The sequence below is a fragment of the Micromonospora sp. NPDC002575 genome, from assembly GCF_042889525.1.
Taxonomy (GTDB): Bacteria; Actinomycetota; Actinomycetes; order Mycobacteriales; family Micromonosporaceae; genus Micromonospora; species Micromonospora carbonacea.
Genome location: NZ_JBIARA010000017.1, coordinates 107,893 through 125,221, shown reverse-complemented (window position 1 = coordinate 125,221; position 17,329 = coordinate 107,893). Strand labels below are relative to the sequence as shown.

The window sequence follows — 17,329 nt, the reverse complement described above, 5'->3', positions numbered from 1 at the left end:
CTCACAGGATCCTGATATTCCCGGGCCACGATCGCGCCATGCCACTGACCCGAACGGTGCCGCCGTCGGACACCGAGACCCAGGTCATCCCCGTCGTCGGTGCGGAACCGGCGGCGCGCCGCCGACGGCTGCCGAGGCTGGTGGTCCCCGCCGTCGTCCTCGCGGGGCTGGCCGCCGCGGCCGGTGTCGTCTGGTCCGGCCGGGACACCGGCCCCCCGCCGGCCGCCGACGGAGCCGCCGGGGTGCGCAGCGTCGCGCTGGTGCAGCAGGACATGTCGATGTCGCAGTCGCTGCCGGGCACCCTCGGCTACGGGGCCGCCCGGGTGGTCAAGGGCGGCACGGAGGGCACCGTGACGTGGCTGCCCGCCCCGGGGGCGTCGGTCAAGCGCGGCCAGCAGCTCTACCGCGTCGACGACCGGCCGGTGCCGCTGCTCTACGGCGGGATGCCGCTGTACCGCCCGCTGCGTGACCTCGGCACGGTCGGCCGGGACGTGCGGATCGTCGCCGACAACCTCGACGCCCTCGGCTACGACGTCGGCGACCAGCCGAGGTCGGGCACCCGGCTGGTCCCGTCGCCGGCCGCGTCCCGCCCGGCGGTGACGGTGGGCCGGGGCGAGGGCGTCCTGACCGCCGCGCTGCGCGCCGCCGTCAAGCGCTGGCAGGGCGACCTGGGGGTCCCGGCGACCGGCGCGGTCGAGCCCGGGGACGTGGCGGTGCTCGTCGGCGCGGTCCGGGTCGACTCGGTCGCCGCCCAGCCCGGGGACAGCGCGGCCTCCCCGCTGATGTCGGTCACCCAGACCGCGAAGGTGGTCACCGTGCAGATGGACGTCGGCGACGCCGCCTCGGTCGAGCCGGGCGACGCGGTAGACGTGCGGCTGCCTGACGAGAGCGCGGTCGGCGGCAGGGTCGCCGCCGTCGGCCAGGCCGTGCAGGCCGCGGCGGGCGACGACCCGACGGGCGGCGGCCCGGCCAAGGTCACCGTGACCGTCACCCTGGACAAGTCCGCCGCCGTCGCCAAGATCAGCTTTGCCGACGTGCAGGTCGACTTCGTCGCCGAGACCCACGAGGACGTCCTCGTCGCGCCGGTCGGCGCGCTACTGGCGCTCGCCGAGGGCGGCTACGCCGTCCAGGTCGACGGCGGCGCCCTGGTCGCGGTCGAGACCGGTATGTTCGCCAAGGGCCTCGTCGAGATCGCCGGGGACGGGCTCGTCGCGGGGACGCGGGTGGTGACCGCCTCGTGAGCACCGTCCTGTCCGCGCGCAACGTCAGCAGGCGCTACCCCGGCGGGGTCGACGCGCTGCGCGGGGTCTGCCTCGACATCGCCGAAGGCGAGCTGCTCGCCATCGTCGGGCCGTCCGGCTCCGGCAAGTCGACCCTGCTCCACCTCATGGGCACCCTCGACCGGCCCACCTCCGGCACGATCCGGCTCGCGGGGCACGACGTCGCCGCGCTCTCCGACCGCCAGCTCTCCGCCCTGCGGGGCCGCTGGCTCGGCTTCGTCTTCCAGCAGTTCCACCTCGCCGACGGCCTCACCGCCGCCGACAACGTGGCCACCGGCCTGCTGTACGCCGGTGTCGCGCGCAGACGCCGCCGGGCGCTCGCGCTCGACGCCCTCGACCGGGTCGGCCTCGCCCACCGGGTCGGCCACCGCCCGGCCCAACTCTCCGGTGGCGAACGCCAGCGGGTCGCCATCGCCCGGGCCATCGTCAACGGCCCCGCCCTGGTGCTGGCCGACGAGCCCACCGGCGCCCTCGACACCGGCACCGGGCACGCCGTCCTGCGCCTGCTGCGCAGACTCAACGAGGAGGGCACCACCATCGCCGTCATCACCCACGACAACGAGATCGCCGCCAGCCTGCCCCGCCGCGTCGAGATCCGCGACGGCCGGCTCGTGCGGGACACGGCGGCCGTCCGATGATCCGCCCGGTCCGTCTCTCCCCGCTCGACCTGCTCGACATCGGGCTGCTCGGCCTCCGTACCCGCAGGATGCGGGCCGCGTTCTCCGCCTTGGGCATTGCGATCGGCATCGCCACCACGGTCCTGGTCACCGGCGTCCCCGCCGCCAGCCGGGCGGCGCTGCTGCGTGACCTGTCCGCCCTGGGCACCAACAGCCTCCAGGTCATGGCGCAACCCGGCGCGGACTCGCCGCCGCAACTGCCCGAGGAGGCCGTGGCGATGGTGCAGCGCATCGGCCCGGTCACGGTCGCGAGCGCGGTCGCCAACACCCACGCGCTGGTGCGCCGCAACGACCGCACCGACGCCCGCGACGGCTCCGGCCTGACCGTGCTCGCCGCCCGCCTCGACCTGCCGCAGGCCATCAACGCCACGGTGCGTTCCGGGCGCTGGCTCGACCCCGTCACCGAGCGGTTCCCGACCGTGGTGCTCGGCTCGGTCGCCGCCACCCGGCTCGGGTTCGCGGACCTGCCCGCCACCGGCGGTCCGGCCCCGATGGTGATCATCGGCGACCGGTGGTTCACCGTCGTCGGCATCCTCGCCGCCACGCCGCTCTCCCCGGACATCGACCGCTCGGTCCTGGTCGGCTGGGAGGCGGCCCGCAGCCAGCTCCGCTTCGACGGCCACCCCACCGTCATCTACCTCCAGTGCCGGGAGTCGGCGATCGAGGCCGTCCGCGCGGTCCTGCCCGCCACCGTCTCGCCGGTGCAACCCGGGCAGGTCGTGGTGACCCGCCCGTCGGACGCCCTCGCCGCGAAGCGGGCCACCGAGGGCGCCTTCTCCGCCCTGTTCCTCGGCCTCGCCGCGGTCGCGCTGCTCGTCGGCGGCATCGGGGTGGCGAACACGATGGTGATCGCCGTGTGGGAACGCCGCACCGAGATCGGCCTGCGTCGGGCGCTGGGCGCGCACCGGGGCCAGATCCGCGCCCAGTTCCTCACCGAGTCGGCCGCGCTGGCCGCGCTCGGCGGTGTCGCGGGGACCCTGGTCGGCCTGGCCGCCACCGCCGCGTACGCGATCGGCCAGGGCTGGCCGGTCGTGGTCCCGCTGCCGGCGACCCTCGCGGGGCTCGGCGGCGCCGTCGTGGTCGGCGTCGTCGCCGGGGTCTACCCGTCGATCAGGGCCGCCCGGCTCACGCCGACCGAGGCGCTCGCCGCGACCTGACCCGTCCACAGGGGGAGAAGCGCGACCTGACCCGTCGCGGGGGAGAAGCAGGCGGGGGAAGGAGCTGACCGCCGCACCGCAGCACGACGGAGGCGCCACCCGGCCGCGGGTGGCGCCTCCGGTTCGTGGGTCACTTGCGCTTCGCGGCGACCTCACGCTCGCACTCCGGCGAGAACCGCATGCCCTTCGAGATCGACTCCGCGTCGTTCTGCTCGCCGCCGAACGACCAGCCCGGGCCGTCGGGGTTCACCTCGACGTAGCGCACGCCCTTCTCCCTGAGGCACGCCACGACGTCCCGCGCGAAGTCCCTCGCCTCCGGGTTGGCCGGGTCGAGCTCCCACGGCGGCAGCGGCAGCAGGTTCTCGCAGGCCCCGTTCGCCTTCCCGATCCGGCCCGACGTGATGCCGCCGACCCGTTCCCGGTGGACGTCGACGCCGTGGTCGGCCATGCACTTCTCGTACGGCCTCGCGCGCGCCTTCGCGTCCTCCTCGGTGTCGTCGAGGCGCTCGCGGGGACGCTCGGCCCCCGGCGTCGACGCGGCGGCGGAGGGCGCGTCGCTGCGCAGCGTGGCCACCTCCGGTGGCTCGGCGCTGTCGGCCTGGTCGGTTCCGGTGGCCGAGCACCCCGTGCCACCGATCATGACGGCCAGGACGAGCGCGGCCGTCGGGAACTTCCTCATCGTGACGCCTTCCTGTCGGACCTCCGGCGCGACGCGGTCGCGCCGGTGCCCAGGATCACCGCCAACTGTCAGGAAGCTGTGTGCCCGCCGCAGCCGCGCGCGGCCGGGGAGGGCGCGGCCCCGCCTCAGCCGCAGTCGGTACCGGGCGTCGGCGGCCGGGTGCGCTGCCAGCGGGCGGCCAGGGCGTCCCGGCCGGCGGCGTCGATGCGGCCGATCACCCGCAGCCGGGCCATCCCGCCGTCGGGGAAGATGTCCAGCCGGACGTGGGTGGCGGCCCGGGGAGCGTCGACCGGGAAGCGGTGCCGGGTGTCCGGCCGCAGCCGGGTCTCCGGCAGCAGGGGAAACCACGCCGCCGGGTCGGCGAGGTCGCCCAGGCGCTCGTCGGCGGCGCGCAGCGTGGCCCGGCCCGGGGCGTTGCCCTTGAAGTGGCTGGTGTCCAGGTCCACGAAGCGCGCGATCCCCGGCACGCCCAGCCGGACCAGCACCCAGTCGTTGCCGTCGTCGCGGCGGCGGGCGGTCTCCCAGCCCTCGCCCATCACCCGGGCCGGGCCGGGGGCGAGCAGGTTCTGCGGGGCGCCGTAGAACCGGTCGCTGCACGCCTGCACCAGGCCGCCGTGTTCCGTCGCGGCCAGGTCGAGGACGTCGGGCAGCAGCCGGGGGTCGGGCACCACGTCCCCGTGCACCCGCAGCCGGGCGACGCCGCCGTCGGGGAAGATGGTGAGCCGCACGTGGGTGACGTGGTGGGGCACGTCGACCGGGAAGACGTTGCGGCTGTCGCCGGCCAGCGGCGAGCGGTCGAGCAGCGGCACCCAGCGCGCCCCGGCGAGCTCGTCCGGCCCGGGGTAGCCGTCCACGGCGCACCCGTCGACGGCGGCGAACGGCGGATAGTTGCCGGTGAAGAAGCTGGTGTCGACGACCAGCAGCCGCACGACGCCCGGCAGGCCGAGCCGGACGATGGCGTGGTCGGCGCCGGGCTCGCGGCGGCGGCGGGTCTCCCAGCCGTCGTAGACCTGGCCCTTCGCGGCGAAGGTGCGGGGCGAGAACGTCGGCGGCAGCGGGTCGACCAGGTTGTCCGCGGCGGCGAAGAACTCGTCGTTGGCGGCGACCACGCCGCCGCCGTAGGCGCGCGACGCCAGATCGGGCAGGGCGGCGAGGCCGGCGAGGGCGGCCGGGTCGGTCTCTGGAGGGCCGCTCATGCCGCACCCGCCCGCAGCAGCCGGCCGCGCGGGGCGTCGCCGGTGACCGGTTCGCCGCGCAGCCAGGTGGCCCGCACCACCCCGGTCAGCCGCTGGCCGGCGTACGGCGTCACGGGGTGCCGGTGGTGCAGCAGCCCCGGCTCGACGCGGAAGGCGGCGTCGGCGTCGAAGGCCACCAGGTCGGCGTCGACGCCCACCGCGATCCGCCCCTTGCCGGGCAGCCCGACCAGGTCGGCCGGGCCGGTGGCCATCCACCGCGCCACGTCGGCCAGGCCGTGCCCCCGCCGGCGGGCCTGGGTCCACACCACGGGCAGGCTGAGCTGCACCGACGCGATGCCGCCCCAGGCGGCGGCGAAGTCACCGGTGTCGGCCCGCTTCAGCTCCGGCAGGCAGGGCGAGTGGTCGCTGACCACACAGTCCACCGCGCCGTCGGCCAGCGCCGCCCAGAGCCGGTCCTGGTTGTCCCGATCCCGGATCGGCGGGCAGCACTTGAACTCCGTCGCGCCGTCGGGCACCTGCTCGGCGGTCAACGCGAGGTAGTGCGGGCACGTCTCCACGGTCAGCCGCACGCCGTCGGCCCGCGCGGCGACCAGCTCGGGCAGGGCCGCGACCGACGACAGGTGCAGCACGTGCACGCGCGCGCCGGTGCGGCGGGCGGCGGCCACCACCGTGGCGACGGCGGACCGCTCGGCCTCCGGCGGCCGGGACGCCACGAAGTCGGCGTAGCGCGGCGACGGGGGCGACCCGCGTACCGACCCCGGGTCCTCGGCGTGCACGACGAAGAGCGCGTCGACCGTGGTCAGGGCCCGCTCCAGCAGGCCGGCGTCGACCGGCGGGAACTCCGGCACGCCGGAGTCGACGAGGAACGCCTTGAAGCCGAACACCCCGGCCCGGCGCAGCGCCACGAGGTCGCCGACGTTGCCGGGCACGACGCCGCCCCAGAACCCGACGTCGACGTGGCAGCGGCCCCGCGCGGCGGCGCGCTTGGTCTCCAGGGCGGCCACGGTGACCGTCGGCGGGACGCTGTTGAGCGGCATGTCGACCAGGGTGGTGACGCCGCCGGCCGCGGCGGCCCGGGTGGCGCTGGCGAACCCCTCCCACTCGGTGCGGCCGGGCTCGTTGACGTGTACGTGCGTGTCCACCAGGCCGGGCAGCAGGGCGACGTCGCCCAGGTCCTCGTCGACGGCGGCGTCGAGCGGCGCGTCGTAGTCGGCGAGCGCGGCGATCCGGCCGGCGGCCACGGCGACCGCCGCCGGCCGCTGCCCGTGCGGCAGCACCGCCCGGCGGGACCGCACCACCAGGTCGTAGCTCATCGGGCCCGCTCCAGCAGCCGGCGGTGCGCCCGGGTGGCCGCCACGGCCAGGGCGTCGGCGTCGGCGGTGCGCAGCTCCGCGTGCTCGACGACGGTCCGGCCGCCGACCAGCAGCAGCGCCAGCGGCGCCGGTGGGCCGAGCACCAGCGCCGCCACCGGGTCGTCGATGCCGGCGTGGCCCAGCCCGTCGACGCGCCAGAGCGCGATGTCGGCGAGCTTGCCCACCTCCAGCGAGCCGATCTCGTCGGCGCGGCCGAGGCACCGCGCCCCGCCCATGGTGCCCAGGGCGAGGGCCTGCCGGGCGGTCAGCGCCGCCGGGCCGCCGCGCAGCCGGGCCGCGTACAACGCCTGCCGCAGCTCCGCGCCGAGCTGGCCGGCCTCCTGGGAGGCCGCGCCGTCGACGCCGAGGCCCACCGGCACCCCGGCGGCGAGCAGGTCCGGCACGCGGGCGGTGCCGGCGCCGAGGCGGGCGTTCGAGCTGGGGCAGTGGGCCACCGCCGTGCCGGTGGCGGCCAGCTTCGCCACGGCCGGGTCGTCCAGGTGTACGCCGTGGGCCAGCCACACGTCGTCGCCGAGCCAGCCGAGCTGTTCGGCGTACTCGACGGGGGTGCAGCCGTGCGTGGCGCGGCAGTATTCCTCCTCCTCGACGGTCTCCGCGAGGTGGGTGTGCAGCCGGACCCCCCGCCGCCGGGCCAGCGCGGCGGACTCCCGCATCAGGGTGCCGGTGACCGAGAACGGCGAGCACGGGGCCACGGAGATCCGCACCATCGAGCCGGGGGACGGGTCGTGGTGGCGGTCGATGGCCGCCTCGGTGGCCAGCAGCGCCGACTCGGTGTCCTCCACCAGCGAGTCGGGCGGCAGGCCGCCCGCCGACCGGCCGAGGTCCATCGAGCCCCGGCACGGCTGGAAGCGCAGCCCGACCAGCCGGGCGGCCTCGATCTCGGCGGCCAGCGGGTCGTCGCGGCCCGGTGGGAACACGTAGTGGTGGTCGGTGCTGGTGGTGCAGCCGGACAGGGCGAGCCAGCCCAGCCCGGCGGACGCCGCCGCGTGGACGATCTCGGCGTCCAGGTGCGCCCAGACGGGGTAGAGGGTGGTGAGCCAGCCGAACAGGTCCGACTGCTGGGCCAGCCCCCGCGTCACCCACTGGTAGAGGTGGTGGTGGGTGTTGACCAGGCCCGGGGTGGCCAGGCAGCCGGCGCCGTCGACCCGGCGGGCCGACGGGTCCACCGGGCCGGCCGGCCCGGCACCGACGGCGGCGATCCGCCCGTCGTCGCCGACCACCACGTGGCCGGCGCGGTGCTCGGTGCCGGCGGCGTCGACCGTGGCGACGGCGCAGTTGTCGATGACGATCACGGCGTCACCAGTCGCCGTCGGCCGGGGCGGCGCCGTCGCGGCCGACGGTGCCCTCGATCACCCCGTACGGCTGGTCGGTGGCGACGAAGACGGCGTTGGGGTTGTCCAGCCCGAACGGCGACAGGTCGACCGGGATGTGGTGCCGGTTGGGCAGCGACAGCTTTATCTCCGCCACCTCCGGCCTGGTCTCCAGCACCCGGCGGCCCATGGCGTAGAGGGTCTGCTGCAACGATCGGCTGTACGTCTCGACGAACGCGGCGACGAGCGCCTCGCGCACCTGCCGGTGGGCGGCGTCCCAGTCCGCGGCGGCGTCGAGGTGCCGCCAGCGGGCGTCCACGGCGGTGGCCAGGATCCGGTCGGTGGTCTCCGGCAGCGTCGTGTACTCGTCGCGCACGAAGCCGTGGAACTCGGAGTTCGTGGTGTTCAACAGCACCAGGTCGGTCAGCCCGGACACCACCCGGGCGGTTTCCCCGTCGTAGGTGACCGTCGCGGTGCGGGTCTCCGCGCCGCCGCGCTGGAAGGAGTGCTGCCCGAGCCGCTGCCAGCCGAACTCCCGCACCGCCACCTCCGCCCGCCGCACGGCCGGCTGGCTGTGCACGAAGTGCCGGGCCAGCAGGAGCGCGAACGCCTCGGGGGAGGCGACGCCGTGCCTGCGGGCGAACGCGTACACCGTGTTCTTCTGCGAGTCGGTCGGCAGCACCTGGCTGTTGTCGCCGGTGAGATGGGTGGCGGCCAGGTCTCCGGCGAGGGCGGTACGCACGTCGAGGTCCCGCAGCGTGTGCCGGTCGCCGTCGCGGACCACGTGGACCACACGCACCTGGGCCTTGCCGTACCGGTTGGGCCCCAGCACGATTCCCATCTGTCAACTCCCTCGGTAGGTGGTGTAGCCGAACGGGCTGAGCAGCAGCGGCAGGTGCAGGCGCGCCGCGGGGTCGCCGACGGTGAAGGTGAGCACCACCTCCGGGAAGAAGGGATCCGGCCCGGGGCGTCCGTCGAGGTCGAAGACGAGTCGGTAGCGCCCGGCCGTCCACTGTGCCGCCGGCACCCAGTCGCGCAGCCGGCCGTCGGCGTCGGTGCGGCCGGCGGCGACCTGCCGCCACCGGGTGCCGGAGAGCCGGTCGAGCCGGACGCCGATGCCCGGCGCGGGCGCCCCGACGACCGTGTCCAGCACGTGTGTCGACAGCGGCGCGCTCGCGCCCGCGTCAGGCCGGCTCATCGAGCAGCTTCCTGATCCGCAGCGCGGCGATCTTCGCCAGTTCCCCGCGCACCACCTCCCGTTCGGTGGCCTCGTCGTGCGCCAGCCGGTCCCGCGCGGCGGCCAGCAGCTCCGCGTCGCTGCGACCGGCGGCGCAGACCAGGAACAGGTGCCCGAAGCGGCGCTCGTACGCCTCGTTGGCCTCGGCGATCTCGGCCCGGGTCCGGTCGGAGGCTGCGTCCAGGCCGGACTGCTCCCCGCGCGACCAGCCGTCCTCCCGGCGCTGCCCCGCCGGGCGTTGGCCGATGCGCGGGTGGGCGGCGAGCGCCTGCGTGACCTCCGGCCAGGTCAGCCGCGCGCTGGCGGCGTGCGCCGAGGCCAGCAGCGCGGCCAGGTCCGGGTACGGCCGCCCGGCCGCGACCTCGCGGGCCCAGCGGGGCGCGGCGCAGCAGGCCGTCAGCTCGTCCTCGGCCCGCTGCGCGGCGAGCGCGTTGAACTCCTCGATCCGTCCCACCGCTCGCCTCCCCTGGCCCCGCGTCCGCAGGAGCAGTCAAACAGGCCGGCCGGCGGGGTCGACAGCGCCGCGATGACCAAAACCGCGGGGCCTCCCGGTGCCGCCGTTGTACGTTCGTCCAACCGCCCGCCGGGTCCGGCCCCCTCGGCCGTCGCCGTCGCCGCAGCCGTTGGCAGCCGTCCCCGCAGCCGTCGCCGCCGGGGCGCGTCAGCCGTGGATGCTGCCGGTGGCGTCGCGCAGCCGGCCCCCCGCGCGGCCGTGCCGCACCGCGACGATCTCCGCGGCGATGCTGACCGCGATCTCGGCGGCGTCGCGGCCCCCCACGTCCAGGCCCACGGGGGAACTCAGCCGGGCCAGCGCCGCCTCGGTGACGCCGGCCTCGCGGAGCCGGCCGAGCCGGTCGTGGTGGGTGCGCCGGGAGCCCATCGCCCCGACGAAGCCCAGCGGCAGGCCGAGGGCCAGCCGCAGCACCGGGACGTCGAACTTCGGGTCGTGGGTGAGCACGCAGACGGCGGTGCGCCCGTCCAGCCGCCCCGCCTCCGCCTCGGCCGCGAGGTAGCGGTGCGGCCAGTCGACCACCACCTCCCGCGCCTGCGGGAAGCGGCGCGCGGTGGCGAAGACCGCGCGGGCGTCGCAGACGGTGACCCGGTAGCCGAGGACGACGCCGATGCGGGCCAGCTCGGCCGCCACGTCGATCGCGCCGCACACGATCAGCCGGGGCGGCGGGGGATAGGAGCGCACCAGCACCTTCACCTGCTGTGCCGCGCCGGGGCCGGCGGGCGGCAGCCGCACCGGCCCGCTGCGGCCGGCGGCCAGCAGCCGGCGGCCGGCGGCCAGCGCCGCCCCGTCCAGCCGCGGGTCGCCGAGGCTGCCGTGGTGGCCCTCCGGCCCGGCCACGATCCGCCGGCCGAGCCGCCCCGGCGGCCCCTGCACGCAGGTCAGCACCGCCGCCGCCGTGCCCGCGCGGACGGCCCCGGCCAGCGCCGGCAGCTCCGGGAAGCCGGCGCGGTCGACCCGTTCGACGTACACCTCGATGGTGCCCCCGCAGGTCAGGCCCGCCGCGAACGCGTCGGCGCCGGTCACCCCGAAGCGCAGCAGCGCGGGCCGCCCGGTGCGCACGGCCTCCCGGCAGGCGTCGTGCAGCGCGGCCTCGACGCAGCCGCCGGAGACGCTGCCGGTGACCGCGCCGTCCGGTCCGACAAGCATCGCGGCGCCCGCCGGGTGGGGGGCGCTGCGCCAGGTCTCGACGACGGTGGCCAGGCCGACGGCGTCGCCGTCGGCGCAGCGGCGCGCCAGCTCGGCGAGCACCTCATCCACGGCCGGGCCGCCCGTCGGCGTCGGCGGGCGGCGCGTCGGCGGGAAACCCGGGCGCCTTGGGCCTGCCGTAGCGGCGGCCGGCGCCGGCGGCGAGCACCAGCCCGGCGACGGCGGGGGACGAACCGGGGGTACGGGACAGCTGCACGACGTCTCCCTCGCGCCGGGTGGAGCGCCCACGCCTGCCGATGCCCGCGCCGGGCCACGAGCTGCCTCCTCGCGGGGGCCGCTGCCCGAGCGGGCGTCGGATCGGCCCACCATGCGGAGCGGGCCGGGAGGCTGTCAAGGGCGTCCGCCCCGGGCGCGGCGATGCCCGCCGTGGTTTGGAGATTCGTCCAACGAAGCCGGGCCCGCCCCCGGCCGTGTTGTCGCCGGCGCGCATTGTCGCGCCGGCGGCCGGGTTGCTTGGATTCCCCCTGAACGGCCACCGCCGCCGGCCCGCGCCCCCTGACCCACGCGCCTGGGCCGGCGGCATCCGCCCCGAACGAAAGCGCGAAGCCTGTGGACCTGTTCACCGTGCACGACGTGATCGCCGCCGACGCCGACGTATGGCGGGAGGGTGACCGCTGGCTCGGCGGCGGCACCCATCTCTTCTCCCAGCCGCAACCGCAGGCGCGCCGGCTGCGCGACCTCACCGCCCTGGGCTGGCCCCCGCTGCGGTTCAGTCCCGACCCGGACGAGCCGGGGCTCGACATCGCCGCGACCTGCACCGTCGCCGAGCTGTCCCGGTACGCGCCGCCGCCGCGCTGGCCGTCGCTGGGCCCGCTGGTCCGGGACTGCTGCGACGCGTTCCTCGCCTCGTTCAAGGTGCGGAACGTCGCGACGGTCGGCGGCAACCTGTGCGCGGCGCTGCCGGCCGGGCCGATGATCTCGCTGGTCACGGCCGCCGCGGGGAGCTGCCTGATCCGCAGCCTCGACGGGCGGCGGCGGCGCGTGCCGGCGACCGGGCTGGTCCGCGACGTGGGCGTCACGGTGCTGCGACCGGACGAGTACCTGCACACGATCCGCCTGCCCGCGCGGGTGCTGGGCGGCCGGTTCGCGCTGCGGCGGGCCTCGCTGCACCCGCTCGGCCGGTCGGCGGCCCTCGTCGTCGGCCACCGGGACCCCGACACCGGGGCGTTCACCCTCACCGTGACCGCCGCCACCCGGCGGCCGGTCGGCGTCGCCCTGCCCGGCCCACCCCGGCCGGGCGAGCTGGCCGAGCTGCTGGACGCCCGGATCCCCGCCGGAGACTGGTACGACGACGTGCACGGCCTGCCGGCGTGGCGGCGGCGGATGACCCTGCGGCTGGCCGAGCAGGTCCGCGCCGAGCTGGCGCAGGTGACGGCGCGGTGAGCGTGCGGGTCAACGGCCAACCCTGCGCCGTCGCGCCGGCCGGCGGCCAGTGCCTGCGCGGCTACCTGCGCGAACAGGGCTGGTTCGGGGTGAAGAAGGGCTGCGACACCGGCGACTGCGGCGCGTGCACGGTGCACGTCGACGGCGTGCCGGTGCACAGTTGCCTCTATCCCGCCGTGCGGGCCGTCGGCCGCGAGGTGACCACCATCGAGGGCGTCGCCGCGGTGCCCGGCGGGCCCGAGACGCAACAGCGGTTCCTCGACGCCCAGGCTTTCCAGTGCGGCTTCTGCACCGCCGGGCTCATCATGACCGCCGTCGCCCTCGACGAGGCGCAGCGCGCCGACCTGCCCGCCGCGCTGAAGGGCAACCTGTGCCGGTGCACCGGCTACCGGTCGATCGCCGACGCGCTGCACGGCGTCCGCACCATCGAGGACGCCGCCCCGGGCGAGACGGTCGGCCGTAACCTGCCGGCCCCGGCGGGGCCCGACATCGTCACCGGCGCGGCCCGGTTCACCGCCGACGTCTCGGTGCCCGGGCTGGCCCACGTCCGGCTGGTCCGCGCCACCGTGCCGCACGCCCGGATCGTCGACATCGACGCGAGCGCCGCCCTGGCGGTGCCCGGCGTGCTCGCCGTGCTCACCCACCGGGACGCCCCGGCGGCGCTCTTCTCCACCGCCCAGCACGAGAACGCCGACGACGACCCGGCCGACACCCGGGTCCTCGACGACGTGGTCCGGCACGTCGGGCAGCGGGTCGCCGCCGTCGTCGCCGAGACCGAGGCCGCCGCCGAGCAGGGCTGCGCCCTGGTCCGCGTCGAATACCAGGCGCTGCCCGCCGTCACCGATCCCGAGCGGGCGATGCGGGCGGGCGCGCCGGCGATCCACGGCGACAAGGACGCGCGGTCCCGGATCGCCCGGCCGGCCGGGAACGTGGCCGCCGAGCTGCACGGCGAGTGCGGCGACGTGGCCGCCGGGTTCGCCGCCGCCGACGTGGTGTACGAGGAGACGTTCCGCACCCAGCGGGTGCAGCACGCGCACCTGGAGACGCACTGCGCCATCGTCTCGTTCGACCCGGACGGGCGGATCGTCGTGCGCAGCAGCACCCAGACGCCGTTTCTCACCCGACGGGCCCTCGCCCGGATCTTCGACCTGCCGGCCGAGCGGATCCGGGTGGTCGCCGGCCGGGTCGGGGGAGGCTTCGGCGGCAAGCAGGAGATGCTGGTCGAGGACGTGGCGCTGCTCGCCGCGCTGCGCACCGGGCGGCCGGTGAAGCTGGAGTTCACCCGGGCCGAGCAGTTCACCGCCGCCACCACCCGGCACCCGTTCACCGTCCGGGTCCGCGTCGGCGGCCTGCGCGACGGGACGCTGACCGCGCTGCGGCTGCGGGTGGTCTCCGACACCGGCGCGTACGGCAACCACGGGCCGGGGGTGCTGTTCCACGGCTGCGCGGAGTCGGTGGCGGTCTACCGGTGCCCCGCCAAGCGCATCGACGCCTTCGCGGTCTACACCAACACCGTCCCGGCCGGGGCCTTCCGGGGCTACGGCCTCGGTCAGGTCTCCTTCGCGGTCGAGTCCGCCGTCGACGAGCTGGCCCGCCGGCTGGGCATCGCGCCGCAGGAGTTCCGCGCCCGCAACGTCGTCCGCGCCGGCGACGACCTGATCACCCCGGCCGGACACGCGGCCGACCTCGCGATCCGCAGCTACGGCCTCGACCAGTGCCTGGACGTCGTCCGCGCCGCGGCGGCCGAGCCGGACACCGGGCCCGGCGCGCCGGCGGGATGGCTGGTCGGCGAGGGGTCCGCGGTGGCCATGATCGCGACCGGGCCGCCGGGGGGACACCACGGCCGCGCCCGGTTGAGCCTCACCCCGACCGGCGGTTACCAGCTCGACGTGGGCACGGCCGAGTTCGGCAACGGCTCCACCACGGTCCACCGGCAGATCGCCGCCGACGTGCTGGGCGCCACAGTGGACAGGATCCGGGTCCGGCAGTCGGACACCGCGCTGGTCGGGCACGACACCGGCGCGTTCGCCTCCACCGCCACGACGGTGGCGGGCACCGCCGTGCTCCGGGCGGCCACCGCGCTGCGCGCGCTGCTGCTCGACGTCGCCGCCGGGGTCCGCCCCGGCGTCGGCCCCGCCGGCCTGCGGCTGGGCCCCGACGCCGTCCACGGCGGCGGCGAGCCGCTGCCCCTGGCCGACCTGCACCGGCTGGCCGTCGCGCGGGGCGTCCCGCCGACCGCCACCGGGCACGCCGACGGGGCCGAGCGGTCGACGGCGTTCAACGCCCACTGGTTCCGCGTCGCCGTCGACCCCGACACCGGCGAGATCCGGGTGCTGCGCAGCGTGCACGCCGCGGACGCCGGCACGGTGCTCAACCCGATGCAGTGCCGCGCCCAAATCGAGGGGGGCGTGGCGCAGGCGCTCGGCGTCACCCTCGCCGAGCACGTGCGCCTCGACGCGGAGGGCCGGGTGACCACCACCGGCTTCCGCGACTACCACCTGCCGACCTTCGCCGACGTGCCGCGTACGGAGGTGCACTTCGCGCGCACCGCCGACCCGCTGGGACCGGCCGGGGCGAAGTCGATGAGCGAGAGCCCGTTCAACCCGGTCGCCGCGGCCATGGCCAACGCGCTGCGCGACGCGACCGGGGTCCGCTTCACCGACCTGCCGTTCACCCGCGACCGGGTCTGGCAACGTCTGTCCGGGCGGGACGGTCGGCACGTTCCGCCGTGAACCGGCGAGGATCCGATACGAGACGGAAACCTCACCGTCCTACCGTTTGCCGATCGGGTTCCTCGACGACGGGGATGACGATGCTGCTACGCGACGCGCTGGCCCTGCCGGCCCTCAGGCTGACCCTGCTCACCGGCGGCGACGGGCTGGACCGGCCGGTGACCCAGGTCTTCGTCACCGACCTGCCCGACCCCCGCCGCTACCTCTGCGGCGGCGAGGTGGTGCTCACCGGCCTGATGTGGCGGCGGGGGGCCACGGACGCCGAGAACTTCGTCCGGGCCTGCGCCACGGCCCGGGTCACCGCGATCGGCGCCGGGCACGCCGCCCTCGGCCGGGTGCCGGCCGACCTGGTCGAGGCGTGTCGCCGGCACGGCGTGACCCTGTTCGAGGTTCCGGTGGAGGTGTCCTTCCGCGAGGTCATCGAGGCGTTCGCGCCGTCGGTGTGGAAGCAGCGGGCCAACGGGCTGGCCACCATGCTCGGCCGGCAGCGGGGGGTGGTCGCGGCGATGGCCGCCGGGGCCCGGCTGCCCGACCTGCTGCCGGCCATCGCCGCCGACCTGGGCGTACGGTGCTGGCTGCTCGCGCCCACCGGCCGGCTGATCGCCGGCACCGCGCCGTTGCCGGCCCCGGCCGCCCGGCAGCTGTGCACCGCCTTCCTGACGGCCACCCGGCTGCCGTTCACGACCCGGGTCGACGGGATGCGGGTGTCGGTCGCCGCGATCACCGGATCCCCGGAGCACCGGATGGCTTCCTGGCTGCTCGCCTGCGCCCCGGCCGGGCCGGAACCGCCGGCGGTGCCCACCGCTGGCGGGGACGACGCGCTGGCCGAACTGGTCGACGTGGTCGCCCTGGAACGGACCCAGGCCGACGAGGCCGAGCGGGTCGAGCAGCGCCTGGCCGACCAGGTGGGTCGGGCGCTGGCCGGCGATGGCGACGAGGCCGACCTGCGGGCCCGGCTGCGGGCCTGCGGGCTGACGCCGGACCGGGGCTTCGTCGCGCTGGCCGCGACCCTGACCGGCCTGCGGACGCCCCCGGCGTTGGCCCTGGCGGTGCTGCGCGAGGCGATCCGCGCCACGGGCCTGCCGGCGGCCGTGACGGCGGCGCCGCCCGACGGCGCGCCGGACGCGACCCTGCTGGCGGTGGTGGGCGACGCCGCGTCCGGGCCGGCCGCCGCGAGCGTGGCCGGCGCGTTCCGCGACGCCCTCGACCTTCTGGCGGCCGGGCTGGGCGTCGGGCGGCTCTCGGTCGGGATCAGCACCCCCGGCCGGGCCGCCACGGCGCTGCCGGGCCTCGTCCAGGAGGCCACCCACGCCCTGCGCGCGGCGGCGGCCCGGCCCGGGCCGGTGGCCGTGGTCCGCTCCGACGAGGTGGCCTCCCATTTGATGCTGCTCGCCGGGGTGCCGGCCGACACCCAGCGGGCCTTCCGGTCCCGGCTGCTCGACCCGCTGACCGGCTACGACCGGCAGCACGGCACGGACCTGGTGCACACCCTGAACGCCTTCCTGTCCGCCAACGGCGCCTGGCGGCGGTGCGCCGAGTCGCTGCACGTGCACGTCAACACCCTGCGGTACCGGATCGGTCAGATCGAGCGGCTCACCGGCCGCGACCTTGACCGGTTCGCCGACCGGGTGGACCTCTTCCTGGCCCTGCGGCTGGGTGAGCCGTCCGGTTCCTGACCCCGCCGGCCGTAGCCGGCGCGGCGCGCGGGCGGCGGCCGTCCTCGAACTTCGGCGCAATCTACTGAAACCCGCCGCCCGCCTCGCGCGTCATCAGGTCGAGTCGAGTGAGGACCGCCAGCCGGCAGGGCTGCCGGCCTCGGCCTGAGCCTCGGGAGGCGGGGCAGTGGGGAGGTAACGGTGTTGGTGCGTAGGTGGCTCGCCGCGGCGGGCCTGGCGGTGCTGACCGGCGCCGCCGCGACGCTCTACGGCGCGTCGGCGTCCGCCGGTGACGCCGCACCGGCCACAGTGCTGCCGGCGGCGGTGCCGCCTGGTGCCGCGGCGCTGGCGGCCCCGGCGGCGCGGGCGAGCGCCGACCCGGTTCTGTCGGGCAAGCGCCGCGTCACGATCGTCCGGGTGGGGTCGTTCGAGTCGGGGCTGTCGCTGCTCGACGGCGGGCGGCTGGCCGAGGTCGACGACGACCGTGGCCGGCAGGTGTTCGTGCCGACCCCGCTGGGCGCGGGGGAATACCTGATCAAGGCGTACTACGGCGGCGGCGCCGGGCAGCCGGTCTGCTGGCAGGCGCGCAACCCGGACAACGGCCAGCCGCTGTACGTCGCCGGCGCCGCCTGCCGGGCCGACGACCCGGCGCAGCGGTTCGCCATCGCGCCCGCCCCCGGCGGCGGGGCCCGCGAGTACCTGGTCAGCAACCGGTGGGCGTACCTGCGCGACTCCGCGCGTTCGGGCCTGATCCTGGAGGAACTGGGCGACGCCCCGCCGGCCAGCAGCTTCCGGTTCAACGACACCGGACCGGCCCCGCGCCGGTGACCGCCGTCGGCGGCCCGGCCGGTAGTGTCCCGGCCGGGCCGCCGACGCCACCCGGGAGGACCCCCATTTACGGAATCGACCAGGTCGGGCGGAGACTTTGAC

The 17,329-nt window shown here is 76.8% G+C and carries 16 protein-coding genes; 7 read left to right on the top strand and 9 right to left on the bottom strand.

Translation table 11 applies throughout. From position 1 onward, the window contains the following. The first annotated feature begins 38 nt into the window (after positions 1-38). From ACFYWL_RS23720 to ACFYWL_RS23710, 3 genes are read left to right on the top strand one after another with little or no spacing between them, the layout of a single operon-like run. Complete coding sequence (locus ACFYWL_RS23720; RefSeq protein WP_386976363.1) at positions 39-1,241, top strand: efflux RND transporter periplasmic adaptor subunit; 1,203 nt, start codon at positions 39-41, stop codon at positions 1,239-1,241. Continuing rightward, the gene (locus ACFYWL_RS23715; protein ID WP_386976361.1) at positions 1,238-1,918 is read left to right on the top strand and encodes an ABC transporter ATP-binding protein; all 681 of its coding nucleotides are present in this window, start codon (positions 1,238-1,240) and stop codon (positions 1,916-1,918) included. Before ACFYWL_RS23720 ends, ACFYWL_RS23715 begins: the two co-directional genes overlap by 4 nt. Continuing rightward, positions 1,915-3,114: an ABC transporter permease gene (locus ACFYWL_RS23710; protein ID WP_386976357.1), complete on the top strand. Its 1,200-nt coding sequence runs from the start codon at positions 1,915-1,917 to the stop codon at positions 3,112-3,114. The genes ACFYWL_RS23715 and ACFYWL_RS23710 overlap by 4 nt, the downstream gene beginning before the upstream one ends. A gap of 130 nt (positions 3,115-3,244) precedes the next feature. Here ACFYWL_RS23710 and ACFYWL_RS23705 read toward each other — a convergent pair whose 3' ends face one another. The 9 genes from ACFYWL_RS23705 to ACFYWL_RS23665 all read right to left on the bottom strand — a co-directional run bounded on the left by ACFYWL_RS23705 (position 3,245) and on the right by ACFYWL_RS23665 (position 10,825). Beyond that, complete coding sequence (locus ACFYWL_RS23705; protein ID WP_386976354.1) at positions 3,245-3,793, bottom strand: hypothetical protein; 549 nt, start codon at positions 3,791-3,793, stop codon at positions 3,245-3,247. 125 nt (positions 3,794-3,918) lie between these two features. Next, complete coding sequence (alc, locus tag ACFYWL_RS23700; RefSeq protein ID WP_386976351.1) at positions 3,919-4,989, bottom strand: allantoicase; 1,071 nt, start codon at positions 4,987-4,989, stop codon at positions 3,919-3,921. Further along, on the bottom strand, positions 4,986-6,302 hold the full coding sequence (gene allB, locus ACFYWL_RS23695) for an allantoinase AllB (RefSeq protein WP_386976348.1): 1,317 nt from the start codon (positions 6,300-6,302) through the stop codon (positions 4,986-4,988). Before allB ends, alc begins: the two co-directional genes overlap by 4 nt. Further along, positions 6,299-7,654: an 8-oxoguanine deaminase gene (locus tag ACFYWL_RS23690; RefSeq protein ID WP_386976345.1), complete on the bottom strand. Its 1,356-nt coding sequence runs from the start codon at positions 7,652-7,654 to the stop codon at positions 6,299-6,301. Before ACFYWL_RS23690 ends, allB begins: the two co-directional genes overlap by 4 nt. 4 nt (positions 7,655-7,658) lie before the next feature. Further along, complete coding sequence (gene pucL, locus ACFYWL_RS23685) at positions 7,659-8,513, bottom strand: factor-independent urate hydroxylase (protein WP_386976342.1); 855 nt, start codon at positions 8,511-8,513, stop codon at positions 7,659-7,661. A 3-nt stretch (positions 8,514-8,516) separates the two neighbouring features. Then, on the bottom strand, positions 8,517-8,870 hold the full coding sequence (uraH, locus tag ACFYWL_RS23680; RefSeq protein WP_386976339.1) for a hydroxyisourate hydrolase: 354 nt from the start codon (positions 8,868-8,870) through the stop codon (positions 8,517-8,519). After that, positions 8,857-9,363 (bottom strand): 2-oxo-4-hydroxy-4-carboxy-5-ureidoimidazoline decarboxylase, encoded by a 507-nt coding sequence (gene uraD / locus ACFYWL_RS23675; RefSeq protein ID WP_386976336.1) that lies wholly within the window; start codon positions 9,361-9,363, stop codon positions 8,857-8,859. The genes uraH and uraD overlap by 14 nt, the downstream gene beginning before the upstream one ends. A 207-nt stretch (positions 9,364-9,570) precedes the next feature. Further along, a complete protein-coding gene (locus tag ACFYWL_RS23670) occupies positions 9,571-10,680 on the bottom strand; it encodes an XdhC family protein (protein ID WP_386976333.1) in 1,110 nt (369 codons plus the stop codon). Next, a complete protein-coding gene (locus ACFYWL_RS23665; RefSeq protein ID WP_386976330.1) occupies positions 10,673-10,825 on the bottom strand; it encodes a hypothetical protein in 153 nt (50 codons plus the stop codon). The genes ACFYWL_RS23670 and ACFYWL_RS23665 overlap by 8 nt, the downstream gene beginning before the upstream one ends. A gap of 353 nt (positions 10,826-11,178) precedes the next feature. Here ACFYWL_RS23665 and ACFYWL_RS23660 point away from each other — a divergent pair, with 353 nt between their 5' ends. The 4 genes from ACFYWL_RS23660 (at position 11,179) to ACFYWL_RS23645 (ending at position 17,227) form a co-directional block, all read left to right on the top strand. Continuing rightward, positions 11,179-12,012 (top strand): FAD binding domain-containing protein, encoded by an 834-nt coding sequence (locus ACFYWL_RS23660; RefSeq protein WP_386976327.1) that lies wholly within the window; start codon positions 11,179-11,181, stop codon positions 12,010-12,012. Then, entirely contained in the window at positions 12,009-14,744 is a 2,736-nt protein-coding gene (locus tag ACFYWL_RS23655; RefSeq protein WP_386976324.1) for a molybdopterin-dependent oxidoreductase, read from the top strand. The genes ACFYWL_RS23660 and ACFYWL_RS23655 overlap by 4 nt, the downstream gene beginning before the upstream one ends. An 80-nt stretch (positions 14,745-14,824) precedes the next feature. Further along, a complete protein-coding gene (locus ACFYWL_RS23650) occupies positions 14,825-16,420 on the top strand; it encodes a PucR family transcriptional regulator ligand-binding domain-containing protein (protein WP_386976321.1) in 1,596 nt (531 codons plus the stop codon). 180 nt (positions 16,421-16,600) lie between these two features. After that, positions 16,601-17,227, top strand: a complete 627-nt coding sequence (locus ACFYWL_RS23645) for a hypothetical protein (protein ID WP_386976318.1) — start codon at positions 16,601-16,603, stop codon at positions 17,225-17,227. Positions 17,228-17,329 lie beyond the last annotated feature (102 nt).